The 22,381-nt window shown below is 61.1% G+C and carries 28 protein-coding genes and 1 tRNA gene; 14 read left to right on the plus strand and 15 right to left on the minus strand.

Translation table 11 applies throughout. The features are described 5' to 3' along the window. The first annotated feature begins 32 nt into the window (after window positions 1-32). Together APH41_RS02400 and APH41_RS02405 are read left to right on the plus strand one after the other, a co-directional pair. Window positions 33-674: a hypothetical protein gene (locus tag APH41_RS02400; RefSeq protein WP_054917228.1), complete on the plus strand. Its 642-nt coding sequence runs from the start codon at window positions 33-35 to the stop codon at window positions 672-674. 49 nt (window positions 675-723) lie between these two features. Beyond that, window positions 724-990, plus strand: coding sequence for a hypothetical protein (locus tag APH41_RS02405; RefSeq protein ID WP_054917230.1), 267 nt, complete (start codon window positions 724-726; stop codon window positions 988-990). Window positions 991-1,025: 35 nt separating this feature from the next. Here the strand turns inward: APH41_RS02405 and APH41_RS02410 are convergent, their stop codons facing one another. Further along, window positions 1,026-1,274, minus strand: a complete 249-nt coding sequence (locus APH41_RS02410) for a hypothetical protein (RefSeq protein ID WP_177333543.1) — start codon at window positions 1,272-1,274, stop codon at window positions 1,026-1,028. Between the two features lie 119 nt (window positions 1,275-1,393). On the opposite strand from APH41_RS02410, the gene APH41_RS02415 reads away from it, so the two are divergent. The 3 genes from APH41_RS02415 to APH41_RS02425 are packed head-to-tail and all read left to right on the plus strand — an operon-like array spanning window position 1,394 to window position 2,941. Beyond that, window positions 1,394-1,624 carry a hypothetical protein gene (locus APH41_RS02415; RefSeq protein WP_019816723.1) on the plus strand — a complete coding sequence of 77 codons (231 nt, stop codon included), beginning with the start codon at window positions 1,394-1,396 and terminating at the stop codon, window positions 1,622-1,624. Window positions 1,625-1,635: 11 nt separating this feature from the next. Beyond that, window positions 1,636-1,872: a DUF4224 domain-containing protein gene (locus APH41_RS02420; protein ID WP_032872120.1), complete on the plus strand. Its 237-nt coding sequence runs from the start codon at window positions 1,636-1,638 to the stop codon at window positions 1,870-1,872. Window positions 1,873-1,876: 4 nt separating this feature from the next. Next, window positions 1,877-2,941: a tyrosine-type recombinase/integrase gene (locus APH41_RS02425; protein WP_054917232.1), complete on the plus strand. Its 1,065-nt coding sequence runs from the start codon at window positions 1,877-1,879 to the stop codon at window positions 2,939-2,941. 127 nt (window positions 2,942-3,068) lie between these two features. Here the strand turns inward: APH41_RS02425 and APH41_RS02430 are convergent. After that, window positions 3,069-3,159, minus strand: a tRNA-Ser gene (locus tag APH41_RS02430). 152 nt (window positions 3,160-3,311) lie between these two features. On the opposite strand from APH41_RS02430, the gene APH41_RS02435 reads away from it, so the two are divergent. Further along, window positions 3,312-3,983: a Bax inhibitor-1/YccA family protein gene (locus APH41_RS02435; protein WP_003192030.1), complete on the plus strand. Its 672-nt coding sequence runs from the start codon at window positions 3,312-3,314 to the stop codon at window positions 3,981-3,983. 70 nt (window positions 3,984-4,053) lie between these two features. On the opposite strand, the gene murB is transcribed toward APH41_RS02435, so the two are convergent. The 8 genes from murB to APH41_RS02475 all read right to left on the minus strand — a co-directional run bounded on the left by murB (window position 4,054) and on the right by APH41_RS02475 (window position 10,909). After that, on the minus strand, window positions 4,054-5,073 hold the full coding sequence (murB, locus tag APH41_RS02440; protein WP_054917234.1) for a UDP-N-acetylmuramate dehydrogenase: 1,020 nt from the start codon (window positions 5,071-5,073) through the stop codon (window positions 4,054-4,056). Further along, on the minus strand, window positions 5,070-5,534 hold the full coding sequence (locus APH41_RS02445) for a low molecular weight protein-tyrosine-phosphatase (RefSeq protein WP_054917236.1): 465 nt from the start codon (window positions 5,532-5,534) through the stop codon (window positions 5,070-5,072). The genes murB and APH41_RS02445 overlap by 4 nt, the downstream gene beginning before the upstream one ends. After that, window positions 5,534-6,298, minus strand: a complete 765-nt coding sequence (gene kdsB / locus APH41_RS02450) for a 3-deoxy-manno-octulosonate cytidylyltransferase (protein ID WP_054898278.1) — start codon at window positions 6,296-6,298, stop codon at window positions 5,534-5,536. The genes APH41_RS02445 and kdsB overlap by 1 nt, the downstream gene beginning before the upstream one ends. Further along, complete coding sequence (locus APH41_RS02455) at window positions 6,295-6,480, minus strand: Trm112 family protein (protein WP_003174668.1); 186 nt, start codon at window positions 6,478-6,480, stop codon at window positions 6,295-6,297. Before APH41_RS02455 ends, kdsB begins: the two co-directional genes overlap by 4 nt. A 24-nt stretch (window positions 6,481-6,504) precedes the next feature. Further along, a complete protein-coding gene (gene lpxK, locus APH41_RS02460; protein WP_054917238.1) occupies window positions 6,505-7,515 on the minus strand; it encodes a tetraacyldisaccharide 4'-kinase in 1,011 nt (336 codons plus the stop codon). Further along, window positions 7,515-7,943 (minus strand): biopolymer transporter ExbD, encoded by a 429-nt coding sequence (locus APH41_RS02465; protein ID WP_014718877.1) that lies wholly within the window; start codon window positions 7,941-7,943, stop codon window positions 7,515-7,517. The genes lpxK and APH41_RS02465 overlap by 1 nt, the downstream gene beginning before the upstream one ends. Beyond that, window positions 7,940-8,575: a MotA/TolQ/ExbB proton channel family protein gene (locus tag APH41_RS02470; protein ID WP_034128146.1), complete on the minus strand. Its 636-nt coding sequence runs from the start codon at window positions 8,573-8,575 to the stop codon at window positions 7,940-7,942. Before APH41_RS02470 ends, APH41_RS02465 begins: the two co-directional genes overlap by 4 nt. A gap of 108 nt (window positions 8,576-8,683) precedes the next feature. After that, window positions 8,684-10,909, minus strand: a complete 2,226-nt coding sequence (locus tag APH41_RS02475) for a DNA internalization-related competence protein ComEC/Rec2 (protein ID WP_256220089.1) — start codon at window positions 10,907-10,909, stop codon at window positions 8,684-8,686. A gap of 135 nt (window positions 10,910-11,044) precedes the next feature. Here APH41_RS02475 and APH41_RS02480 point away from each other — a divergent pair, with 135 nt between their 5' ends. Beyond that, window positions 11,045-11,560, plus strand: a complete 516-nt coding sequence (locus tag APH41_RS02480) for a DUF2062 domain-containing protein (RefSeq protein WP_003192045.1) — start codon at window positions 11,045-11,047, stop codon at window positions 11,558-11,560. Window positions 11,561-11,563: 3 nt separating this feature from the next. On the opposite strand, the gene APH41_RS02485 is transcribed toward APH41_RS02480, so the two are convergent. Further along, the gene (locus APH41_RS02485; RefSeq protein WP_054898282.1) at window positions 11,564-12,922 is read right to left on the minus strand and encodes a sensor histidine kinase; all 1,359 of its coding nucleotides are present in this window, start codon (window positions 12,920-12,922) and stop codon (window positions 11,564-11,566) included. Next, a complete protein-coding gene (locus APH41_RS02490; protein ID WP_054917242.1) occupies window positions 12,909-13,637 on the minus strand; it encodes a response regulator transcription factor in 729 nt (242 codons plus the stop codon). The genes APH41_RS02485 and APH41_RS02490 overlap by 14 nt, the downstream gene beginning before the upstream one ends. A 205-nt stretch (window positions 13,638-13,842) precedes the next feature. On the opposite strand from APH41_RS02490, the gene APH41_RS02495 reads away from it, so the two are divergent. The 4 genes from APH41_RS02495 to APH41_RS02510 all read left to right on the plus strand — a co-directional run bounded on the left by APH41_RS02495 (window position 13,843) and on the right by APH41_RS02510 (window position 18,554). Further along, a complete protein-coding gene (locus APH41_RS02495; RefSeq protein ID WP_054917244.1) occupies window positions 13,843-16,596 on the plus strand; it encodes a response regulator in 2,754 nt (917 codons plus the stop codon). Window positions 16,597-16,651: 55 nt separating this feature from the next. Next, window positions 16,652-17,641, plus strand: coding sequence for a 2-hydroxyacid dehydrogenase (locus APH41_RS02500; RefSeq protein ID WP_054917246.1), 990 nt, complete (start codon window positions 16,652-16,654; stop codon window positions 17,639-17,641). A gap of 71 nt (window positions 17,642-17,712) precedes the next feature. After that, window positions 17,713-18,153: a hypothetical protein gene (locus APH41_RS02505; RefSeq protein WP_003192054.1), complete on the plus strand. Its 441-nt coding sequence runs from the start codon at window positions 17,713-17,715 to the stop codon at window positions 18,151-18,153. After that, complete coding sequence (locus APH41_RS02510) at window positions 18,150-18,554, plus strand: META domain-containing protein (protein WP_034127863.1); 405 nt, start codon at window positions 18,150-18,152, stop codon at window positions 18,552-18,554. The genes APH41_RS02505 and APH41_RS02510 overlap by 4 nt, the downstream gene beginning before the upstream one ends. 132 nt (window positions 18,555-18,686) lie before the next feature. Here the strand turns inward: APH41_RS02510 and APH41_RS02515 are convergent, their stop codons facing one another. Next, on the minus strand, window positions 18,687-19,148 hold the full coding sequence (locus APH41_RS02515) for a TlpA disulfide reductase family protein (protein WP_003192057.1): 462 nt from the start codon (window positions 19,146-19,148) through the stop codon (window positions 18,687-18,689). Between the two features lie 115 nt (window positions 19,149-19,263). On the opposite strand from APH41_RS02515, the gene arsC reads away from it, so the two are divergent. Genes arsC through APH41_RS02530 form a run of 3 tightly spaced genes read left to right on the plus strand, consistent with a single transcriptional unit; the run spans window position 19,264 to window position 20,616 of the window. After that, entirely contained in the window at window positions 19,264-19,617 is a 354-nt protein-coding gene (gene arsC / locus APH41_RS02520; protein ID WP_034127864.1) for an arsenate reductase (glutaredoxin), read from the plus strand. Then, a complete protein-coding gene (gene wrbA, locus APH41_RS02525) occupies window positions 19,614-20,228 on the plus strand; it encodes an NAD(P)H:quinone oxidoreductase (RefSeq protein ID WP_054917248.1) in 615 nt (204 codons plus the stop codon). The genes arsC and wrbA overlap by 4 nt, the downstream gene beginning before the upstream one ends. Continuing rightward, window positions 20,212-20,616 carry a DUF2069 domain-containing protein gene (locus APH41_RS02530; protein ID WP_054898288.1) on the plus strand — a complete coding sequence of 135 codons (405 nt, stop codon included), beginning with the start codon at window positions 20,212-20,214 and terminating at the stop codon, window positions 20,614-20,616. Before wrbA ends, APH41_RS02530 begins: the two co-directional genes overlap by 17 nt. Before the next feature lie 130 nt (window positions 20,617-20,746). On the opposite strand, the gene APH41_RS02535 is transcribed toward APH41_RS02530, so the two are convergent. After that, window positions 20,747-21,418, minus strand: a complete 672-nt coding sequence (locus tag APH41_RS02535; protein WP_034127867.1) for a DNA-3-methyladenine glycosylase I — start codon at window positions 21,416-21,418, stop codon at window positions 20,747-20,749. Between the two features lie 67 nt (window positions 21,419-21,485). Continuing rightward, window positions 21,486-22,310, minus strand: coding sequence for a tRNA 2-thiocytidine(32) synthetase TtcA (ttcA, locus tag APH41_RS02540; RefSeq protein ID WP_054917314.1), 825 nt, complete (start codon window positions 22,308-22,310; stop codon window positions 21,486-21,488). Window positions 22,311-22,381 lie beyond the last annotated feature (71 nt).

Below are 22,381 nucleotides of genomic sequence, written 5' to 3' on the forward strand. Positions count from 1 at the left end.
AAGTCAGCCGCTATAGCGGCAAGGAACCCGGCATGCCTGAAGAAAGCCAAGTCGCCAAGCCTCTCCAGGTGGAGCGATCGACAGTAACGAAGCTGGTGATCACCGGTGCACCACGCCTCGATCCGATAACCGTGTTCCTTGAGGACTTCGGGCGGCGCGACTGCCCTACCGAATCCGATCCGAACTACCAGACGGCCCAGGGCAAGATCACCATCAACTGCTGGGACAACAGCTGGAATGCGTACTGGGGCGGCATGGGCCCACGTACCGTCGCCGAGTTCGTCACGAACTGCGGTTGGGACTATGTCCTGAATTGCTTGGATCGCGGCATCAGCCCCACGGTCTTCAGCGGAAACGCGCTGCATACCCTGGCCAAGAAGTGCATCGTCCAGCGCCGCCGGCAACAGACAGGGCGACACGACTGGGAGCTGGGCGAGCTGAGCAAGGACGAGGCCCGCGAGCTTTGGCATGAAATCGACTCATTGCGCGGTATCGAGAGCTCGAATGAGTGCTGGCATCAGAGCAAACTGCTGACCGAGTTATTCGGTGATGAATGGCATTACCCGCTCGACGGTAAGGCTGTGGAAGAAAACCACAAGTTCACCTACCTACGGCGGATTGTCGAATCCGTGCAGCAGGCATTGCGCCAGGAACAGCAGGCGGTGACGCCATGATCGCCACCCTCTGGTTCGCCTACGTATTCATCTACAAGGGGCCAAGGCCATGAGCGATTCGCCGAAGATCATTGGTTTCATGGATCACGGAAAGACAAATTGCGGCCTTCTCGTGATGAGCCGTTGGGATGAGCCTGATCGCGCCGGTAACTCAAAAGACCTGCAGCGCTTTGTAAAGGACGTGAAGCGCACCGGCCTAGTCCACTCCCGCATTGAGCGCTTCGAGGGCGACCAATTCCCTGAATGGGTTGGTGAGCTGCACTGCGACGATCTGCAATGTCAGTGCCGGCGCTACCTCCGCACCAAACAAGCCTAACCCCAATCCCCCTACATGCCTGCCGGTGAGCGGAGTCAGAGCAACTGACTGTCGATCCATCGTTCAGCTGCCGCCATCGCGTCATCAAGCGCTGCCGGATAGTCAGGCCAGGGGCCTTCCAACTCTGCTGCAACCTCACCCAAGCCATTGATGGGTGCAGCTTCAATGATCTTCGCGGCAACAGGGCTTTGGTCGTTCGGGCGGCGCCAGTCGAACTTGAGAAAAATCACGTGGCCCCGGTAAGCGTGCGCTATCGGAGCATCGAAGTTGTGTGACACGTCCATGCCTCATCACGAACTTAGTTGAACCCTTTTGTACACCGCTTCGGTCCTGTTTGAAAGATAGGCAGAAAGCTATCACTCCAATCCCCTATATGCCGCCCCGCGCGGCTAGGACACACCCCATGTTCGCTATGAAACTCACCCTGACTGTACTGGGCGCCCTGTTGTACTTGGTAGGAACCCTTGGCTGGTTCTTCTGGGCCGGGCCTGACCTTGTTGGCACAGGCACCACCGAGGCGCTGCTCTACGCGTTTGCCGGCACATGCGCCTGGTTGCTGATCAGCTTCGGCCTGGCAATCCACATCATCCAAACAGCGCGGCCCGCGGGCTCACTAGACAAACCAGAGGCATAGAGGTGCACATGATGGAAATGCAAAGCGAAACCCTTGCCGAAGAAGAGATCGCGGCAATCACTGGCTATATGATCCCGTCGCGACAGATCGCCTGGCTCAACCTGAATGGATGGAAGTACGTGCTGACGCGGGCGCGCCGGCCAGTAGTGGGCCGGGTATACGCCCGGATGAAGCTGGCAGGCGTAAAACCCTCAGCAGAAAACGTTGCGGCCGAAGCCTGGTCGTTGGACTTGTCACGAGTAGGATAAAAAGATGCGAGCGAAAAAGGCGGCAAACAGGGACCTGCCGCCGCGAATGATTCGGCGCGTACGCACGCTGAAAGGCGGTAAAGAATGGGTGGGCTACTACTACGACGGGAGAAATGAAGACGGGAAGCGGGTGGAAATCCCGCTCGGGGGTGATTTGGATATCGCCAAGGCTGAATGGGCAAAGCTTGATTGCAAGCCGGTGCCGAAGAAGAACGCCCTGCTGGCCCAGGTGTTTGATCGTTACGAGCGGGAGATCATCCCAGGCAAGAAGCCCAAGACGCAGAGTGACAACCTGCTGAGCCTTAAACAGCTTCGCAAGGCTTTCAACGACGCTCCCATTGATGCGGTTTCGCCACAGATCATCGCGCAGTACCGGGACAGCCGGACTGGCAAGGTTCGGGCCAATAGGGAGATATCTCTACTGTCCCACATCTACAACATTGCGCGTGAGTGGGGGCTGACCGAAAACAACCCCGCTGCCGGCGTCCGCAAGAACAAAGAGGTGCCGCGTGACTTCTACGCCACTGAGGAAATTTGGGGCGCCGTGTATGCAGTCGCAGCCTCGGAACTACGTGACGCTATGGACCTGGCCTACCTGACTGCTCAGCGCCCGGCGGATACGCTGTCCATGCGGGAGGCGGACGCCGTGAACGAATTCCTGCAAGTATCCCAGGGCAAGACATCGAAGAAGCTACGCATTCGCCTGACCGCTGCCGGCGCACTCAATGACCTAGGCGCCTTGGTTGCAAGGCTGATAGAGCAAAGGCGCTTCCGCGGCGTGCGAAACCCTTACCTGATAGTCACCGAAGACGGCAGGCAGGTGACTAAGCACATGCTCCGGCTACGCTTTGACGATGCTCGCGACAAAGCAATCGCCATCGCCAGAGAGGCAGGCGATGGTGTTCTTGCATCCAGTATTGGACAGTTTCAGTTCCGTGACATCCGCCCGAAAGCTGCCAGTGAGATTCTGGACCTGGGCGATGCCAGCCGCCTGCTGGGGCATACGGACAAGCGGATAACCGAGACGGTTTACCGTCGTGTTGGGGAGATTGTGAAGCCGACACGCTGACCGCGATCAGCGCTAGGTTGCGGAAACTGCCGGAAATGATGCGGAAACGATCAGTCTGTTGAGGTTTTTCTGAGACAAGCCCCAGAAACGCAAAAGCCCCGCTTTCGCGAGGCTTTCGTGTAAATCTTGGCGGGAAACCAGGGATTCGAACCCTGGAGACGCTATTAACGTCCGCCGGTTTTCAAGACCGGTGCATTCAACCACTCTGCCAATTTCCCTTGTGCATCACGGGATTATAGTAGCCCATCCCGTGTCAGCGGGCGCCATAATACCCGAATGAAACACACTGTCAAACTCTCTGCATCGCTTGTTACAAGGCGTCTGTTATGATCTTTGCGACTGAACGTTTCAAAACTGAAGGAGTGTCGCCATGCGCGAACAGAATTACGCAGTGAATGGCAACGCGCAGGCTGAGCAGCTTGAAGTCAGCCGCGTGTTGCGCAACACCTACGGCTTGCTCGCCCTTACCCTCGCATTCAGCGGCGTGATGGCTTACGTGGCCCAGCAGATGCGCGTCGGCTACCCGAATATCTTTGTCGTGTTGATCGGCTTCTATGGTCTGTTCTTCCTGACCAACAAGCTGCGTGACTCGGCCTGGGGCCTGGTGTCGGCGTTTGCCTTGACCGGTTTCATGGGCTTTATCCTCGGCCCGATCCTCAACCGCTACCTGGGCATGGCCGGCGGTGCGGAAGTGGTCAGCTCGGCATTTGCCATGACGGCCCTGGTGTTTGGTGGTCTGTCGGCCTACGTGCTGATCAGCCGTAAGGACATGAGCTTCCTGGGTGGCTTCATCACCGCAGGTTTCTTCGTGTTGCTGGCGGCCGTGGTGGCCAGCATGTTCTTCCAGATCAGCGGCCTGCAACTGGCGATCAGCGCGGGTTTTGTGCTGTTTTCCTCGGTGTGCATCCTGTTCCAGACCAGCGCCATCATCCACGGCGGTGAGCGTAACTACATCATGGCGACCATCAGCCTGTATGTGTCGATCTACAACCTGTTTATCAGCCTGTTGCAGATCTTCGGCATCATGAGCCGCGATGACTGATCAATCGCAGCAATAAAAATGCCCCGTATCGCGAGATACGGGGCATTTTCATTTTCAGAGCAGATAAAGCTCAGTACTGATTGGGTTCCATTTCCAGCTCGACCTTGAAGCGCTTGAAGATATCTTGCTGGATGCGTAGCGCAAGCTGGGCAATCTCTTGCCCGGTGGCGGTGCCGTAGTTGACCAGTACCAGCGCTTGCATCTTGTGCACGCCCGCATCGCCCTCCCGGAACCCCTTCCAACCGGCCTTGTCGATCAGCCAGCCGGCGGCGAGTTTCATTTGGCCGTCTGCCTGAGGGTAGGCCACCAGGTCCGGATACTGGCTTTGCAGTTCAATCGCCAGGGCCTGGGACACCAGCGGGTTCTTGAAGAAGCTGCCCGCATTGCCCAGCTCTGCCGGGTCTGGCAGTTTCTCGCGGCGAATGCTGCAGATCGCGCGGCTCACATCGCTTGGCGTGGCGTGGGTGATGCCCTGCGCGACCAGACGCTGTTGCACCGGGCCGTAGTCGAGATTCAGGTGAGTGGCACGGCTGAGGGAAAAGCGTACCCGCAGGATCAGCCAACGCCCGACTTCGTGCTTGAACAGGCTGTCACGGTAGGCGAACTTGCATTCGTCGAGGCTGAAGTCCCGCAGTTCGCCCGTCTGGCGATCCAGGGCGGTGAGGCCGGCGAAGACATCCTTGATCTCTACACCATAGGCGCCGATGTTCTGCATCGGCGCGGCACCGACAGTGCCGGGGATGAGGCTGAGGTTTTCCAAGCCGCAGAAGCCGTGTTCAAGCGTCCACAGCACAAACGGATGCCAGGCTTCGCCCGCTTCGGCTTCGACCACCACGTGCGTGCCATCATCGCTCAGCACACGAATGCCTTGGGTCGCCATACGCAACACCAGCGCCGGAACGTCCTGGGTCAGCAGCAAATTGCTGCCGCCACCGATCACCAGCAACGGCACCGCATGTGCGGCGGCATAGGCGATGGCCTCGCGCACGTCAGCATCACTGTGGGCCTCGGCAAATAATTGCGCCCTCACATCAATGCCAAAGCTGTTGAATGGCTTGAGCGATACCTGCGCACGCACTTGCAAGGTCATAACCGCCCCTTCAATTCGATCACCAATAAGTCACAGGCGCGTTCGATCAGGTCAAGGACCCGTTCGAAACCTTGCTCACCTTCATAGTAAGGGTCTGGCACCTCGTCCACTTCGCCATCAAAGCGACGCAGGAACAAATCCAGCTCCGCCTTGCCCTGCCCTGGCTGCATGGCTTTGAGGTTGCGCAGGTTACTGTTGTCCATGGCCAGGATCAGGTCATAGCGGGCAAAATCAGCACGGGAAACCTGCTGGGCACGCTGGCCCGACAAGTCATAGCCGCGCGCCAGCGCCGCACGCTGGCTGCGCTGGTCCGGCGGGTTGCCGATATGCCATTCTCCGGTGCCAGCAGACGCCACCTCAACCTGGCCAGCCAAGCCTGCTTCACGCAACTTATGGCGCAAGATGCCTTCAGCGGTTGGCGAGCGGCAGATATTGCCCAGGCATACAAACAGAACTTCCATCAGGCGCCCAGCAGGCGACGGACGCGTTCGAGGTCTTCCTGGGTGTCGACACCGGCTGGCGGTGCTTCCAACGCATCGCCCACGTGGATACGCACGCCGTGCCAGAGGGCGCGCAGTTGTTCCAGGGACTCGGTATTCTCGAGCCAGCACGGGCCCCAACTGACGAAGTCGTGCAGGAAACCGGCGCGGTAGGCATAGATGCCGATATGGCGGCGATATGGCACGCCCTCCGGCAACACGTCGCGATTCTTGGCAAAGGCATCCCGCGCCCACGGCAAGGTGGAGCGACTGAACGTCAGTGCCAGGCCGTTGATGTCGCTGACCACTTTCACCACGTTCGGGTTGAACAGCGTCTCGATGTCTTCGATCGGTTCGGCCAGGGTCGCCATACGCGCCTCGCCATGGGCCGCGAGGTTGGCAGCGACCTGATCGATGACACCCGGCGGTATCAATGGCTCGTCACCCTGCACGTTCACTACGATCGCGTCGGGTGCCAGACCCAGCTGAGTGGCGACTTCGGCCAGGCGATCAGTGCCGGAGTTATGGTCTTCGCGGGTCAGGACCGCTTCGGCTCCAAAACCTTTGCACGCCTCGATGATACGCGGGTCATCGGTGGCCACCACCACGCGCTCGGCGCTGCTCTTGCACGCTTGTTCCCATACCAGCTGGATCATCGGCTTGGTGCCAATCATTTGCAGCGGTTTGCCCGGCAGGCGTGTCGAGGCATAGCGCGAGGGGATGACGACGGTAAAGGCGGTGGTCATTTATCCAGGCGCTCATCGGTGGTCAGGGTGCGGGCTTCGCTTTCGAGCATGACCGGGATGCCGTCACGGATAGGGTAAGCCAGGCCGGCACCTTTGCTGATCAGCTCGGTTTTATCGGCGCTGAGCTTGAGCGGGCCTTTGCAGATCGGGCAAGCAAGGATATCGAGCAGTTTGGTGTCCATGAATGTTTCCTGGAAAAAAGCGTTTTAAGGCAAAAGACGGTTGGGCAACAGACGCATCAGCTGCGTGTCGAACCAGGCGACGAACGCCGGCGACGGTACCGCATCCACCGCAAGGTACCACCAGTCGGGCTGGGCAAAGGCGCGGCACTTCACCGCGTCCTTTTCGGTCATGACCAGCGGCAATGACGGGGTAAAATTCAAGACCTCGGCGCTGTAGGGCGCGTGATCGGCAAAAGCATGGGGTATCGCCTGCCAGTGTAGCGTTTCAAGGGTATTGAAGAAACGTTGCGGATTGCCTATTCCGGCCACCGCATGCACCTGCTGGCCCTGCGGAAAATAGGTGACCGGCTGGCGTTCGCCGCTGTGCAGGTTGACCAGCGCTGTGGGCTGCAGGCGGAAGGCAAAGCCATCTTCACGGTCTGAAAGGGCACCGTTATAAAGCACCCCGTCCACACTCTGCAGGCGCTCCACCGGTTCGCGCAACGGCCCGGCAGGCAGGCACCGGCGGTTACCGAGGCCACGGGCCGCATCGATCAGCACCAGTTCAAGATCGCGGGCCAGACGATAATGCTGCAGGCCGTCATCGGAGAGGATCAGGTCCAGGGGCTCGCAGGCCAGCAGGGCCTTTACCGCACGACTGCGATCAGGATCGATCATCAGCGGTACACCGCTGCGCTGCACGATCAGCAAGGGTTCATCACCGGCCACCTCGGCACTGTGGCCGGCCTCGACCCGCCACGGCAACTGCGGCGGCTTGGCACCGTAGCCTCGACTGACCACTCCTACGCGCAAGCCGCTGCGTCGGCAGTGCTCGATCAACCACAGGATCAAAGGCGTCTTGCCGGTGCCTCCCACTGTAATATTGCCCACCACGATCACTGGCACAGACGACTGATAAATATCGCCCTCGCCCGCCACGAAGCGCGCACGCTTACGTTGAACCACGCAGCGATACAGCGATTCCAACGGTCGCAGCAACATTAGTGCTGGATGACCTTCGTACCATGCCTTGAGTAAATGGTCGGAGATGGCCATCAGGGCGGGCTCGCCGCCTCGACGGTGGTCATGCGCAAATGGCTGAAACCGAGCTTGCCGGCAGCGTCCATGGCGGTGATCACGGCCTGGTGCGGGGTTTTGCCATCGGCGCTGATGGACAGCGGCAACTGGGTGTCGCCACCAGACTCCTTCTGCAACGCCTCCATCAGGCTGGCAAGGTCATTTTTCTCCAGCAACTGGTTATTCACCGAAAACACCCCTTCGGCGCTGATAGCGATGTCCAGTTGCTTGACTTGCTGGTCTTCGGCAGGCGAGCCACTCACCGCTTCAGGCAGGTCGACACGCAACTGGGTTTCGCGGGTGAAGGTAGTGGTCACGACAAAAAACAGCAGCAGGATGAACACCACATCGATCAACGACGCGAGGTTGATATCAACATTTTCCCGTTGCTTGCGGCGAAATTTCACGCTTTGCCCTCGACCAGGTCTACATCACGGTCGCCCTGCACCACCTCCACCAGCTTGATGGCTTCCTGCTCCATGCCGACCACCAGTTCATCAATGCGACGCAGCAGGAAACGGTGGAAGAAGACCGAAGGGATACCCACCATCAGGCCGGCTGCAGTGGTGATCAACGCCTTGGAGATCCCCCCGGCCAGGACCGCTGCGTTGGTGGTCATGCCCGAGCCTGTGAACGAGCTGAAGATATCGATCATGCCGAGTACTGTGCCGAGCAAACCGAGCAACGGCGCCATGGCGGCGATGGTGCCAAGGGCGTTGATGTAGCGTTCCAGTTCATGGATGACCCGGGCGGCCGCCTCTTCAATGCACTCCTTCATGATCTCGCGACCATGCTTGGAATTGGCCAGACCGGCGGCGAGGATTTCACCCAGCGGCGAATTGGCGCGCAGCTCCTTGAGTTTTTGCTTGTCGAGCTGCTTGTTCTTGATCCAGCCCCAGACCTGCCCCAGCAGATGCTCGGGGGTGACGCGACTGGCGCGCAGGGTCCACAGGCGTTCGGCAACGATGCCGAGTGCAGCGATGGAACTCAGAATGATCGGCAACATCATCCAGCCGCCGGATTTGACCAATTCCCACACAGTGAATGCCCCCTCGAAAAAGTGCGCCACTTTATCATATAGGTTCGACAGCGGGGTTCGTCGGCTACACACCCGCCTGTTGCGGCTCGGGTCTTTGGTAACACGCGATTACGGTAACGGTTCGCGCCAAAAACGGCGTTGACTGCGCGCAACCATCGGTGGCAGAAACGCCCCCAGGCGCAAGCGTACGGCACCCTGCTCGGCGCTGTCGTAAACCCGGCTGCCCAGCACGTGGTAGCGCTCCAGGACCTGCGGATGGGGATGACCGAACGTATTGCTGCGCCCGCGGGAAATCAACACCGATGTGGGCGCCAACCGTTGCAGGAACGGCCAGGATGAAGAACTGCGGCTGCCATGGTGCGGGGCTTGCAGCCAGTCGGTCTGGACCGCCAGCGAAGAGGCCAGAAAAGCCTGTTCGGCGGCGCGATCAATGTCACCGGTGAGCAGCAGGCGTTCTCCATTGGCCTCAACCTGCAACACACAAGACCTCGGATTGCCATCAAGCCCATCAGCCCACTGCCACAATTGAAATGACACACCCTCCCATTCCCATCGTTCGCCGCTGGTACAGGGTTGGGTGGCAAGAAAGTCTGGCAAACCTTCGGTTTCACCGCCCACTACACGCTTGACGGGCACCCCCCGAGCCACCGCCGCCGCACCCCCCGCGTGATCGGCATCGGCATGGCTGAGCAGCATCATGTCCAACTGGGCTACCCCGAGCTTTTTCAACGACGGCAACACGACGCGCGCGCCCAGGTCGACAGGCCCCGAGCGCGGCCCGGCATCGTAGAGCAACGTATGATGACGGGTGCGCAGGATCAGTGCCTGCCCCTGGCCGACGTCCAGTTGCACTACATCTACCTGCCCGTGGGGCACCCACTCCCTGGGCGCAAATACAGCCATCAACAGCATGGGCCAGCCCAGCACCCGGAACGGCAACCCCTTGGGCAGCAACAAAATCACCGCGCCAGCCAGGCTAACCAACCAATACCCCAAAGGTACCTCGGCGGGTACCCAGGCCGGCAATTGCGCGGCCAGCAACCCCAGGCCTTTAAACAATCCGTCCAGCGCACCGCCGGCCAGCCACAGCAACCCCTCCCCAGCCAGCGGCACCCACAGCAGCGCCGTGCCCAGCAGCGCCAAAGGCAGCACTACCAGGCTGATCCAAGGCACGGCAAGGAGATTGGCCACAGGTGCGCTGAGGCTGATGGGCAAACCCAGCACCAACAACACTGGAAACAAACCAATGGCAATCAGCCACTGGGGCCGGGTCCACACCTGCCAGGCGCTCCAGGGCCCCAGGCGCCCGCCGAACGCCAACAGCAACACCGCGACCGCCGCAAACGACAACCAGAACCCTACCTGCAGGCTGGCCAAGGGCTCCAGTACCAGCACGCCGTTCAGTGCCAGCAGCAACGGCCACCACACGCCCAAATGGCGGAAACGCAGACGCCACAGCAGCACCAGGCCAACCATCATGCAGGCCCGTTGCACCGGCACGCCGAACCCGGCCAGCAGCCCATAACCCAACGCCGCGCCAAATGCCAGACCGCACGCCCACGGCAGCCACGGCCAGGTTCGGGGCCAGCAACCATAACGCGCCAGCATCGCGACCAAGCCGTAGATCAACCCCGCCAGCAAGCCGATGTGCTGCCCGGAAATCACCAGCAGATGCACCGTGCCCGTGTCCTGCAACACCTGCCAATCCTCAGGCGCCAGGCCGGAACCGTCGCCCAATACCAGCGCCGCCAAGCCCGCCTCGCGGCCTTGGGCATCCACCGCCATCAGGCGCTGGCGCACAGCATCGCGCCAGGCATTGCGGGCCGGTGCGAGACGCTCACCGTCTTTTACCGTTGCAGTAGCACCGATACGCTGGGCCAGCAGCCAGGCTTCATGGTCGACCCCATGGAAATTGAGCAGGCCCGCAGGCCGCTTGAGTGTCAACGCCAGACGCCAGCGTTCACCGCTGTTCACCACTGGCCCGCCGTGCCAGGACACGCGGATACGTTTGGGCAGCCGAATCTTGCGCGACCGGCCGTCGGCCAGTTCAAAGCGCACGCCCGTACCCGTCTGCTGAGGCAAGCCCACCACACGCCCCTCCACCCAGCGAGTCTGCCCGTCCAGGGCCGGCTGCAGCCGATCATCCAGCGCCCGCTGCGCGCTGAGACAGGCCCAACTCAAGCCCACCAGAAAGAACGCCACGGGACAGGACCGAAAAGGCAACAGCATCAAGGCCAGCACCAGCATGGCCAACAACCCGGCGCCAGGCGGCAACACCGGTAACCAACGCAACGCCAGCAACCCCAGCGCCAACGCCAACATCCCTGTCTTCATGGATCATCCTTTCCCAGTGATCCACTCAGTCTTAGCCGGCTGAACGACAGCGCCTATGATGTTTTGTCACAAAGTCTGAATTTTCTGTTTATAGAATCCGGGCATACTTGCCCCTCGAATTGACCTGGACCCCTTATGCCCCGGCGCTTATTCAAACGGTACATGCCCGATCCCAGCAGTATCAGGGAACACAAGTCATTACAGTTTCTTGGCACGCTGCTGCATGACCCCAACCTCTGGCACCTGAACCGGCACTCAGTGGCTCGCGCCATGGCGGTGGGTTTATTTGCGGCGTTTATCCCGATTCCATTGCAGATGTTGCTTGCCGCGGTCCTGGCGATTTCGGTGCGCGGCAATATGCCTATCGCCATCAGCCTGGTGTGGTTGACCAACCCCATCACCATGCCGGTGGTGTTCATCTGCACCTATATGACCGGCGCCTGGCTGATGAACGTGCCGCCACGCAGCTTGCCCGATAACCTTACGTGGGAATGGATCAGCGGCCAGTTGAGCACTCTTTGGCAGCCATTCCTGCTGGGTTCGGTGGTATTGGGGGTGGTATTGGGCGCCTTGGCTTATTGCCTGACCATGGCGTACTGGCGCTGGTGGGTGGCGCACCAGTGGAAAAAACGCAAACTGCGCCGGCGCTGAGCGCTAACGGGCCAGCAAACGCAAATGCACCCGCAGACCCCGCCCGGTATTTTCCGCCCATAAGCGGCCGCCCTGGCGCTGCACGGCGTTGCGGGCAATGCTCAGGCCCAGGCCGAAACCGCCATCGCCGGGCCGCGAGCCGTCCAGGCGGGTAAAGGGCGCGAAGATGCGCTCCAGATCATCCTCAGCAATCCCGGCCCCCTGATCCTGCAGCCAGATATGCCAATAGCCCCCCTCCCGACATCCGTCGAGTTGCACGCAGCCGTCGTGGGGCGAGTGGCGTATGGCGTTGCGCAGGATATTTTCCAAGGCCTGGGCCAGTGCATTGAGGTTGCCACGCACCCAACTGTCCGCGGGTAACAGGCACGGCAAGCGCGATGCGGACCAACCGCTTTCAAAACAAGCATTCTCGCGCAATATGTCCCACAAGGCCTGGAGCTGAATATCTTCCTGGGGCAACGGTGTAGTTTCGCTGTCGAGCCAGGCCAGTTGCAGGCTGTCTTCCACCAGGCGCTGCATGGCGTCGATTTCCCGACCCAGGCGCTCGCGCAGCTTGGCCAGGTCTTGCTCGCTGTCGCAGGCTACCCGCAGGCGGCTCAAGGGTGTGCGCAGTTCATGGGACATATCGCGCAGCAACTGCTGCTGCAAACGCACCGTGCCCTGCAAGCGTTCGGACATATGGTCAAAGGCGCGGCCCAGCTCGCCCAGTTCGTCCTGGCGGCTGGTGGCATCCAGGGACATCCGCGTATTGAGTTGGTCCGCACGCCAGGCATTGGCCTGCTCGCGCAATTGATTGAGGGGCATGATCAACAGCCGGTAAAGGCCGATGCATAGCAAGAGGGTAAACAGACCTGGGATCACACCATTGGTGACCACCCGCCAGAACAGTTGATAGCGCCCAGGCATAAAGCGCTGCGGCAGCTCGATCACCAGCGACCCCGCGCCAGGGTCGACCGGAAACGGTACTTTCATCCAGGGCAAACCAATGACATGCCGGCTGACCGGCCAGTCCAATCCACGCAAAAACGTCAGGCGCTGGCTTTCCTTGTCACTCAAGGGCGTGCTGCCCAGGGACTGCAGGTCGTTACCGATCACCCCTACCCAAGTGCTTTCGCGCTCGGCCATCCGCTGCAGCCAGGCATCTACGCCCGCGCTGCCTTGCGTGCTCCACGCCAGTTCGGCACCCGCGGCATAGCCATTGAGAATCTCCCGCGACTTGTCGGACAGATACGCGCTCTGCTGTTCCATATAGCGGCCCCACGACCAACTGAGCCAAATCATCAGCAAACAGAAGGCGATCAACAGGCAGGCCAGCTTCCAGAACAACGAGTGCTTGCCGGGCAGTCGCTCAAAGCCCTTCATCGTGACCGCTCAGCACGTAGCCCTTGCCCCATACGGTGCGTACTTCACGCTCGATGTAACCGATGGCCTTGAGCTTGCGGCGGATCTGGCTGACATGCATGTCGAGGCTGCGGTCATGGGGCGCATAACCGCGCTGCAACACCTGCTGATACAGGAAGGCTTTGCTGAGGACTTCTTCGGCGTTGCGGTGCAGGGTTTCCAGCAGGCGGTATTCGCTGCGCGTGAGCGCGGCCCACTGGTCCTGGCAGGACACATCGCAGCGTTCATCATCAAAGTGCAGCACCCGGGCATCTTCAAGTGCCGGGGGCCGCGTCGGCTCGGGCCGGCGATCCAGGGCAACGCGGCGCAGGATCGCTTCAATACGCACGCACAGTTCAACCATGCTGAACGGCTTGGGCAAATAGTCGTCCGCACCCAGGCGAAAACCGCTGATACGGTCGGCTTCAGCGCCCAGGGCTGACATCAGGATCACGGGCATGGCGTGGCTCTGGCGCAAATGAGTGAGGATCGACAAACCGTCCAGCCCCGGCAGCAGAATATCCATCAGCACCAGGTCGAACGCCTGGGCGCGGGCCAGTTGCAGGCCCTGCTGGCCGTTCTGGCACCAGGTCACCTGGAAACCACTGCGGCCCAGTTGATCGTGCACGTAGGCGCCCAACACAGGGTCATCTTCGATGGTCAGGATACTGGGTAGGCCAACTGCTGCGGGAGTCATTAGCGTCTGCAAGTCATTCTCAATCACTGATTATTCAAGATTAAACGTTCACAGGCAATCGCCACCCGGCGCCGAATGGCCCGAAGATTGCCGCATGTCATTAATTTGCAAGATTCCAGGCCGCGCAAATGGCTACACTGCGCAGGTGGCGCTGGCCGGATGCCGGCGTGGATGATTGATAACAACGTGGTAGCAGGAGAGTGGCGTGCTTAGAAAAATGGGGATAAAAGGCCGCGTACTGTTGCTGACCTTATTACCGACCAGCCTGATGGCGCTGTTGTTGGGCGGCTATTTCACCTGGATGCAACTCTCGGAATTGCAGACCCAGCTACTGCAACGCGGCGAAATGATCGCCGAGCAATTGGCACCGCTGGTGGCCCCAGCCATGGGCCACAAGGACACCAACCTGCTGGAGCGTATCGCCACCCAGTCCCTGGAACAACCGGATGTGCGCGCCGTGTCGTTCCTGGCGCCAGACCGCGCGTCCCTGGCCCACGCCGGCCCGACCATGCTCAACCAGCCACCCACCGGCAACAGCTCGCAACTGTTACAGCGTTCCGGCAACGACGCCACCCGCTATCTACTGCCGGTGTTTGGCCGCCATCGCAACCTGGCGGGCGAGTTGATTCCCGATGAGGCCGACCGGCTGCTGGGTTGGGTGGAAGTCGAGCTGTCCCACAATGGCATGCTGTTGCGCGGCTATCGCAGCCTGTTCGCCAGCCTGCTGCTGATCGCCATCGGCCTGATGTGCACCGCCGCCCTCGCCCTGCGTATCAGCCGTACCATCAATTCGCCGATTGGCCAGATCAAGCAAGCGGTGGCGCAGCTCAAGGACGGCAACTTGGAAACACGCTTGCCACCCCTGGGCAGCCAGGAATTGGACCAGCTCGCGTCTGGCATCAACCGCATGGCCGAAACCCTGCAAAATGCCCAGGAAGAGCTGCAACACAGCATCGACCAGGCCACCGAAGACGTGCGCCAGAACCTGGAAACCATTGAGATCCAGAACATCGAGCTGGACCTGGCACGCAAGGAAGCCCTGGAAGCCAGCCGTATCAAGTCGGAGTTCCTGGCCAACATGAGCCATGAGATCCGCACACCGCTCAACGGCATCCTCGGTTTTACTCACTTGCTGCAAAAAAGCGAATTGTCGCCGCGCCAGCTCGATTACCTGGGCACTATCGAAAAATCTGCGGATAACCTGCTGGGCATCATCAACGAAATCCTCGATTTCTCGAAGATTGAAGCTGGCAAACTGGTGCTCGACAGCGTGCCTTTCAACCTGCGCGACTTGCTGCAAGACACCTTGACCATCCTCGCCCCCGCCGCGCATGCCAAGCAGCTCGAACTGGTAAGCCTGGTGTACCGCGACACGCCCCTGGCGTTGGTGGGCGACCCGCTACGGCTCAAGCAGATCCTGACCAACCTGATCAGCAATGCGATCAAGTTCACCCGCGAAGGCACCATTGTGGCCCGGGCAATGATCGAGGACGAGCAGGAAGACAGCGTGCAATTGCGCATCAGTGTGCAAGACACCGGCATTGGCCTGTCGAACCAGGATGTGCGCGCCCTGTTCCAGGCATTCAGCCAGGCCGACAACTCGCTGTCGCGCCAGCCCGGCGGCACCGGTTTGGGCCTGGTGATTTCCAAGCGGTTGATCGAGCAGATGGGCGGCGAAATCGGCGTCGACAGCACGCCGGGTGAAGGTTCGGAATTCTGGATCAGCCTGAACCTGCCCAAGACCCGTGACGACGTCGAAGACCTGCCCGCCGCGCCGCTATTGGGGCGTCGTGTGGCCGTGCTGGAAAACCACGAACTGGCGCGCCAGGCCCTGCAACATCAGTTGGAAGACTGCGGCCTGGAAGTCACGCCGTTCAATACCCTGGAAAGCCTGACCAACGGCATCACCAGTGCCCACCAGACCGAACAGGCCATCAGCCTGGCGGTGCTCGGCGTCACGGCCAACGACATTCCGCCCGAGCGCCTCAACCAACACCTGTGGGACCTTGAACACCTGGGCTGCAAGGTGCTGGTGCTGTGCCCGACCACAGAGCAGATGCTGTTCAACCAATCGGTGCCCAACCCCAACAGCCAACTGCAGGCCAAGCCCGCCTGTACGCGCAAGTTGCGCCGCTCCCTGGCCGACCTGATCAGCCCGCGCCCTTCGCGCAGCGAACCCGGTGAGCCGTTGTCCAGCCGTGCGCCACGGGTGCTGTGCGTGGACGACAACCCGGCCAACCTGTTGCTGGTGCAAACCCTGTTGGAAGACATGGGCGCCAAGGTGCAGGCGGTGGAAAGCGGTTACGCGGCGGTCGACGCCGTGAAGCAGGAAACGTTCGATTTGGTGCTGATGGACGTGCAAATGCCCGGCATGGATGGCCGCCAGAGCACCGAGGCGATCCGCCAGTGGGAAAGCGAACGCCACGGCACACCGCTGCCGGTGGTAGCCCTCACGGCTCACGCCATGGCCAACGAAAAACGCGCCCTGCTGCAAAGCGGTATGGACGACTACCTGACCAAACCCATCAGCGAGCGGCAATTGGCCCAGGTGGTATTGAAATGGACCGGCCTGGCGCTGCGTAACCAAGGCCCGGAGCGCACCCATGAAGGTGCGGCCCAGGGCGTGCAGCTCTTGGTACTCGACCACGAAGAAGGCCTGCGCCTGGCCGCCAACAAGGCCGACCTGGCCGCTGATATGCTCGCCATGCTACTGGCCTCCCTGGAGGCTGATCGCCTGGCAATTACCCACGCCCGCGAAGCCAATGACAACCACGCCTTGATCGAGCGCGTGCACCGTTTGCACGGCGCCACCCGCTACTGTGGTGTTCCGCAATTACGAGCAGCCTGCCAACGCGCCGAAACCCTGCTCAAGCAGGATGACGCCAAGGCCACGGCCGCGCTGGACGAACTGGACATGGCGATTGCACGGCTGGCCAGTGAAGCCAGAGTGAGTGCCTGACCCTGTTTTCATGGGCAACGAATCAACAATGTGTAAATTGCAGGGAGCCCTCTCAATGCGCGTCATTCTCTTCAGCAGCCAAACCTACGACCGCGAGAGTTTCCTCGGCGAACCGCTGCCGGCTGGCCTGGAACTGCAATTCCAACCCGCCCGCCTCAACCTCGAGACCGTGGCCCTGGCCGAACACCACGAGGTGGTCTGCGCCTTTATCAACGACGACCTCAGCGCCCCCGTGCTGGAGCAACTGGCCAAGGGCGGCACACGCCTGATTGCCCTGCGCTCGGCGGGCTACAACCATGTCGACTTACCCGCCGCCCAGCGCCTGGGCCTGACCATCGTGCGCGTACCCGCCTATTCGCCCCACGCGGTGGCCGAGCACGCCGTCGCCCTGATCCTGGCCCTCAACCGTCGCCTGCACCGTGCCTACAACCGTACCCGCGACGGTGATTTCAGCCTGCACGGGCTGACCGGCTTTGATCTGGTCGGCAAAACGGTCGGCGTGGTCGGCACCGGTCAGATCGGCGCGACCTTCGCCAAGATCATGACCGGCTTCGGCTGCCAGTTGCTGGCCTACGATCCCTTCCCCAACCCACAGGTGCAGGACCTCGGGGCCCGCTACGTGAGCCTGCCTGAACTGTTGGCCGAGGCACAAATCATCAGCCTGCACTGCCCGCTGACCGCCGACAGCAAACACCTGATCAATGCCCGCTCGCTCGCGCAGATGCAAACCGGTGCGATGCTGATCAACACCGGGCGTGGTGGCCTGGTCGATACGCCGGCACTGATCGAAGCGCTCAAGCTGGGACAGTTGGGCTATCTGGGGTTGGACGTCTACGAAGAAGAAGCCCAATTGTTTTTCGAGGACCGCTCGGACCTGCCCCTGCAGGATGACGTGCTCGCCCGCCTGCTGACCTTCCCCAACGTGATCATCACCGCGCACCAGGCCTTCCTCACCCGTGAGGCCCTGGCGGCGATTGCCGGCACCACGCTGGCCAACATTGCCGCGTGGGCCGATGGCCGCGCCCAGAACCTGGTCGAGGGATGATCAGCGGTCACATACCAGGCTCATGATAGGCCGGCACCCGTGATAGGATGCCGCGCCTATTTGGAGGATCCATGGCCGAACACGATTTCCGCTTCAGCTTGCTGAGCCCGCAACACACCCTGATCGAATGCCGTGCCCTGGTGCCGGGCCGTTACCAGGTCACCGGCAACGGTGGTTCGATCAAACATGGCGACGTCCTGATCGTCAGCCTGCGCGGCAGTAAAACCCTGTCGATGCGACTCACCGTCGAAGGTGACGCACGCTACTCCATCCGCCCGGCGGGCCAGTGGGTCGCCATGGCCCAAGGGCCGAAGTTCGGCGAACTCGAGATCCACACCTGGAAGGTCAATTGCGACAGCTGCGACGCCGTGCTGGAGTTTGAATTCGCGGTAGAAACCAAGCTGACCAAGGCACCGCTGCAACCGGCCGCCAACGCGCGTATCAAAGAACTGGGCTGGGCCAGCGAAGGCGACAAGCACCGTTGCCCGAAATGCCAGCAGGCCGCGCAATGAAAGGTCGGCTGCTGCTCGCCGCCATCGGCATGGGCCTGGCAGGCTGCGCTGCCGATGGCGCCAAGCTCGAGCGCGACCACAGCTACGTCGTGGAATGGATCGGTGAGCGGCCGCTGATGGACTATGCGCACCTTACCGTCACCCTGGGCGCCGATGGCCGCGCCTATGGCAATGGTGGCTGTAACCACTGGTTTGCGCCGTACACGGTCGAAGGCGACAAGCTCAGCTTCGGCCCGGTCGGCAGCACCCGAAAAATGTGCGCCGAGGCCCTGATGGAGCAAGAGCATCGCTTCTTCCAGGCCCTGCAAGGCGTGCAGCGCTGGGACATCTCGCCGCTCGAGCAGACGCGGTTCTGGCCGGCCGAAGGCAAGCCGATCCGTTTGTGGCTCGAAGAAGGCTGACCTAGGCGCACTCTCCTGTACTAACGCGGTGTCCTCTGGCTCTGTGGGAGTTGGATTGCCTGCGATGCGGACGACGCGGTGTATCAGGTACACCGCAGCGATGCCATCGCAGGCAAGCCAGCTCCCATAGTTCTAGCCTTTCAGGGCCTTGAGCTTGGCCAACACCCCTTCCGCTGTCTGCTCACCCATCAACTGCTCACGCACCTTGCCCTTGTCGTCGATGATGTAGGTCACCGGCAAGGCCTCGCTGCGCGGAATCTCGAAGATCCCGTCCGGGTTCTGGGCCAGCACCGTGAACTTGATCCCCAGCTTGTCGCTGGCGGCCTTCAGTTCCTCACCCTGCACATTGTCGAAGTTGACGCCGAACACCCCGACATTCTGGCCTTTCAACTGTTCTGCCAGGGCATTGAGCTCGGGGATTTCCGTGCGGCACGGGCCACACCATTCGGCCCAGTAGTTGACCACCAGCCACTGTTTGTCCAGGCGTTCGGCCGCCACTTTCTGGCCGTATTGGTCAACGCCGTAATCGTTACCGCAGCCGCTGAGCAGCAGGGTTGTGATGATCGCCAATGCACCGATCAGTCGCCTTGTCATGGGGTATTCCTTCGCAAAAATGAACGTTGGCTGCGGCCTATCGCCTCTTACGGTTTAAGGACAGGCGCCAGCGCAGGTAGAATACCCGCCACCTTAAGCAAGATGCGACCCGCACATGACCGATCTGACGCTTTATCACAACCCGCGCTGCTCGAAATCCCGCGGTGCGCTGGAACTACTGGAAGCCCGCGGCCTCACCCCGACCGTCGTGCGCTACCTGGAAACCCCGCTGGATGCCGCGCAAATCGAGGCCCTGCTGAAAAAACTGGGGATCAGCGCACGCCAACTGCTGCGCACCGGCGAAGACGAATACAAAACCCTGAACCTGGCCGACGCCAGCCTCAGCGACACCCAACTGATCGCCGCCATCGCAGCCCATCCCAAGCTGATGGAACGCCCGATCCTGGAAACCGCCGACAAAGCCATCATTGGCCGCCCGCCCGAGAACGTGCTGGAGATCCTGCCGTGACCACGCCCTATGTGCTGGTGTTGTATTACAGCCGCAACGGCTCGGTGAGCGAGATGGCCCGACAGATTGCCCGCGGTATCGAGCAAGGCGGCATGGAAGCGCGGTTGCGCACCGTGCCGGCGATTTCCACCGAGTGCGAAGCGGTGGCGCCGAGCATTCCCGACGAGGGCGCGCTGTATGCCAGCCTGGACGACCTGAAGCAATGCTCGGGCCTGGCCCTGGGAAGCCCCACCCGGTTCGGCAACATGGCCGCGCCGCTCAAGTACTTCCTCGATGGCACCAGCAACCTGTGGCTCACCGGCGCTCTGGTCGGCAAGCCGGCCGGCGTGTTCACCTCCACCGCCAGCCTGCATGGCGGCCAGGAAACCACGCTGATGTCGATGCTGCTGCCGCTGCTGCACCACGGCATGCTGATCACCGGCCTGCCCTACAGCGAGCAGGCGCTGCTCGACACCCAGGGCGGCGGCACGCCGTATGGCGCCAGCCACCATTCCGGGCCAGACGGCAAGCGTATGCTCGATCAACATGAAATCACCTTGTGCCGGGCCTTGGGCCTGCGCCTGGCCAAGACCGCCACGCTGTTGGAGAACGGCCGTGGCCAGGAAGCCTAAGGTCCTGCCGCCACGGGAGTGGCTGGAGCCACGGGTCAAGGTGGCACGCGCGCTAAGCCTGCTGGCGTTCTTGGGCCTGGTGGGCTTGTTGTGCGTGTACTACCTGTTGGTCGCCGACCTGCATGGGGCGCGCCCGTGGGTCATCCTGCTGATCGAGCTGGTGCCGCTGCTGATACTTGCGCCAGGCATGCTGATGGGCAGCGCACGCGGGCATTCGTGGATGTGCTTTGCGGTGAACCTGTATTTCATCAAGGGCGCACTGGCGGCGTATGACCCGAACCGCCAGTGGTTTGGTGCGCTGGAGATGCTGGCGAGCCTGGCGGTGTTTTGCACGGCGTTGCTGTATGTGCGTTGGCGGCATCAATTGAACCGGCGGCTGGCCGATTGACTGATCGCTGATCGTTCCCACGCTCCGCGTGGGAATGCATCCTGTGACGCTCCGCGTCACCCTTGCACTAGGCCCTGGACGCAGAGCGTCCTGGGCAGCATTCCCACGCGGAGCGTGGGAACGATCAGTATCAATGGTTGACGGTATAGGCCAACATCATCGACAGCTGACACATCGGCCGCCCACTCTCGGCATGCCACTGGTTGAAGGCACCCTGTACTGTCGCCAAATCGCGCAGGCTGGTCGGCGCCTTGTCGACGATCTTCTGCGCATTCAACGCTGCCACCACGTCATCGCTCGGTACAAAGGTGTCCTTGCCGACCATGCGCAGGAAGCGAGGCGCCGACAGGCCGCCCAACTGGTGGCCGTGCTTGCTCAGGTACTTCCAGAGCCCGACGATATCGGTCACCGGCCAATCAGCGATAAACGCGCCGAAGCTGCCTTTCTCCTGCTCGATATCCAGGATCATCTGCGCGTTGCGCGGCACACTCTTGAGCTTGCCCAGGTGGCGGATGATGCGGGTGTCCTGCATCAGCCGTTCCAGGTGTTCGGCCCCCATCAGCACGACTTTTTCCGGGTCGAAACCGAAGAACACCTGCTCGAACGCCGGCCATTTGGCATCGACCACGCTGTGCTTCAAACCGGCGCGGAACACCCGCAGCGCCAAGGTCGACAGGTAACGGTCATCCGTTATCTTGCGCAATTGCGCCGGGGTCTTGGGCACCGGCAGATGGGCTTCCAACTTGGCCGCCGAACCGAAGCGGTTCAGACAATATTCGTGCAGCCACTTGTAATCGCGCATGCCCTCTCCTGTCAGTCGAATTGAAAACGGCGCCCGCAAGCGCCGTGTACTAGAGCCTCGGGAAGACTCAGAGGTTCACTACATTGACGAAACGCGATGCGGCGGTCTCATCGATTTTCAAGCTGGTGAAGTCGAACAGGTTGCGGTCGGCCAATTGCGACGGGATCACGTTTTGCAGGCTGCGGAAGATACTTTCGGTACGCCCAGGGGTCTTGCGCTCCCAGTCCACCAGCATCTCCTTGACCACCTGGCGCTGCAGGTTTTCCTGGGAGCCGCACAGGTTGCACGGGATGATCGGGAATTGCTTGAAATCGGAGTAAGCCTGGATGTCCTTCTCGTTGCAATACGCCAGCGGGCGGATCACTACGTTGCGCCCATCATCGGCGCGCAGCTTGGGCGGCATGGCCTTGAGCGAGCCGTTGAAGAACATATTGAGGAAGAAGGTTTCGACAATGTCATCGCGGTGATGACCCAGGGCCATCTTGGTCGCGCCGATCTCATCGGCAAAGGTATAGAGCGTGCCACGGCGCAGGCGCGAGCACAGCGAGCAGGTGGTCTTGCCTTCCGGGATCAATTCCTTGACCACCGAGTAGGTGTCTTTCTCGACGATGTGATACTCGACGCCCAGTTCTTTCAGATAGGCCGGCAGCACATGCTCAGGGAAACCGGGTTGCTTCTGGTCCATGTTGACCGCCACGATCTCGAACTTGATTGGCGCGACCTTCTGCAGGTGCAGCAACACGTCGAGCATGGTGTAGCTGTCTTTGCCGCCGGAGAGGCAGACCATGACCTTGTCGCCTTCCTCGATCATGTTGAAATCGGCGACCGCTTCACCGGCCAGGCGACGCAGGCGTTTTTGCAGTTTGTTCTGGTTGACTGTAAGAGTGCCCATGGCGCTTGGATCCGCAAAGGTGTGTGACGAAAAGCGCAGCATTTTACCGGTAAGACTGGCGCAGATCCAAT

The organism is Pseudomonas sp. NBRC 111138, assembly GCF_001320835.1.
Classification (GTDB): Bacteria; Pseudomonadota; Gammaproteobacteria; order Pseudomonadales; family Pseudomonadaceae; genus Aquipseudomonas; species Aquipseudomonas paracarnis.

Bases quoted from the DNA above. Each gene is read 5' to 3' on its own strand.
- APH41_RS02400 (WP_054917228.1), top strand. From the start codon at position 33: ATGCCTGAAGAAAGCCAAGTCGCCAAGCCTCTCCAGGTGGAGCGATCG.
- APH41_RS02405 (WP_054917230.1), top strand. From the start codon at position 724: ATGAGCGATTCGCCGAAGATCATTGGTTTCATGGATCACGGAAAGACA.
- APH41_RS02410 (WP_177333543.1), bottom strand. From the start codon at position 1,274: ATGGACGTGTCACACAACTTCGATGCTCCGATAGCGCACGCTTACCGG.
- APH41_RS02415 (WP_019816723.1), top strand. From the start codon at position 1,394: ATGTTCGCTATGAAACTCACCCTGACTGTACTGGGCGCCCTGTTGTAC.
- APH41_RS02420 (WP_032872120.1), top strand. From the start codon at position 1,636: ATGGAAATGCAAAGCGAAACCCTTGCCGAAGAAGAGATCGCGGCAATC.
- APH41_RS02425 (WP_054917232.1), top strand. From the start codon at position 1,877: ATGCGAGCGAAAAAGGCGGCAAACAGGGACCTGCCGCCGCGAATGATT.
- APH41_RS02435 (WP_003192030.1), top strand. From the start codon at position 3,312: ATGCGCGAACAGAATTACGCAGTGAATGGCAACGCGCAGGCTGAGCAG.
- murB (WP_054917234.1), bottom strand. From the start codon at position 5,073: ATGACCTTGCAAGTGCGTGCGCAGGTATCGCTCAAGCCATTCAACAGC.
- APH41_RS02445 (WP_054917236.1), bottom strand. From the start codon at position 5,534: ATGGAAGTTCTGTTTGTATGCCTGGGCAATATCTGCCGCTCGCCAACC.
- kdsB (WP_054898278.1), bottom strand. From the start codon at position 6,298: ATGACCACCGCCTTTACCGTCGTCATCCCCTCGCGCTATGCCTCGACA.
- APH41_RS02455 (WP_003174668.1), bottom strand. From the start codon at position 6,480: ATGGACACCAAACTGCTCGATATCCTTGCTTGCCCGATCTGCAAAGGC.
- lpxK (WP_054917238.1), bottom strand. From the start codon at position 7,515: ATGGCCATCTCCGACCATTTACTCAAGGCATGGTACGAAGGTCATCCA.
- APH41_RS02475 (WP_256220089.1), bottom strand. From the start codon at position 10,909: ATGAAGACAGGGATGTTGGCGTTGGCGCTGGGGTTGCTGGCGTTGCGT.
- APH41_RS02480 (WP_003192045.1), top strand. From the start codon at position 11,045: ATGCCCCGGCGCTTATTCAAACGGTACATGCCCGATCCCAGCAGTATC.
- APH41_RS02485 (WP_054898282.1), bottom strand. From the start codon at position 12,922: ATGAAGGGCTTTGAGCGACTGCCCGGCAAGCACTCGTTGTTCTGGAAG.
- APH41_RS02490 (WP_054917242.1), bottom strand. From the start codon at position 13,637: ATGACTCCCGCAGCAGTTGGCCTACCCAGTATCCTGACCATCGAAGAT.
- APH41_RS02500 (WP_054917246.1), top strand. From the start codon at position 16,652: ATGCGCGTCATTCTCTTCAGCAGCCAAACCTACGACCGCGAGAGTTTC.
- APH41_RS02505 (WP_003192054.1), top strand. From the start codon at position 17,713: ATGGCCGAACACGATTTCCGCTTCAGCTTGCTGAGCCCGCAACACACC.
- APH41_RS02510 (WP_034127863.1), top strand. From the start codon at position 18,150: ATGAAAGGTCGGCTGCTGCTCGCCGCCATCGGCATGGGCCTGGCAGGC.
- APH41_RS02515 (WP_003192057.1), bottom strand. From the start codon at position 19,148: ATGACAAGGCGACTGATCGGTGCATTGGCGATCATCACAACCCTGCTG.
- arsC (WP_034127864.1), top strand. From the start codon at position 19,264: ATGACCGATCTGACGCTTTATCACAACCCGCGCTGCTCGAAATCCCGC.
- APH41_RS02535 (WP_034127867.1), bottom strand. From the start codon at position 21,418: ATGCGCGATTACAAGTGGCTGCACGAATATTGTCTGAACCGCTTCGGT.
- ttcA (WP_054917314.1), bottom strand. From the start codon at position 22,310: ATGGGCACTCTTACAGTCAACCAGAACAAACTGCAAAAACGCCTGCGT.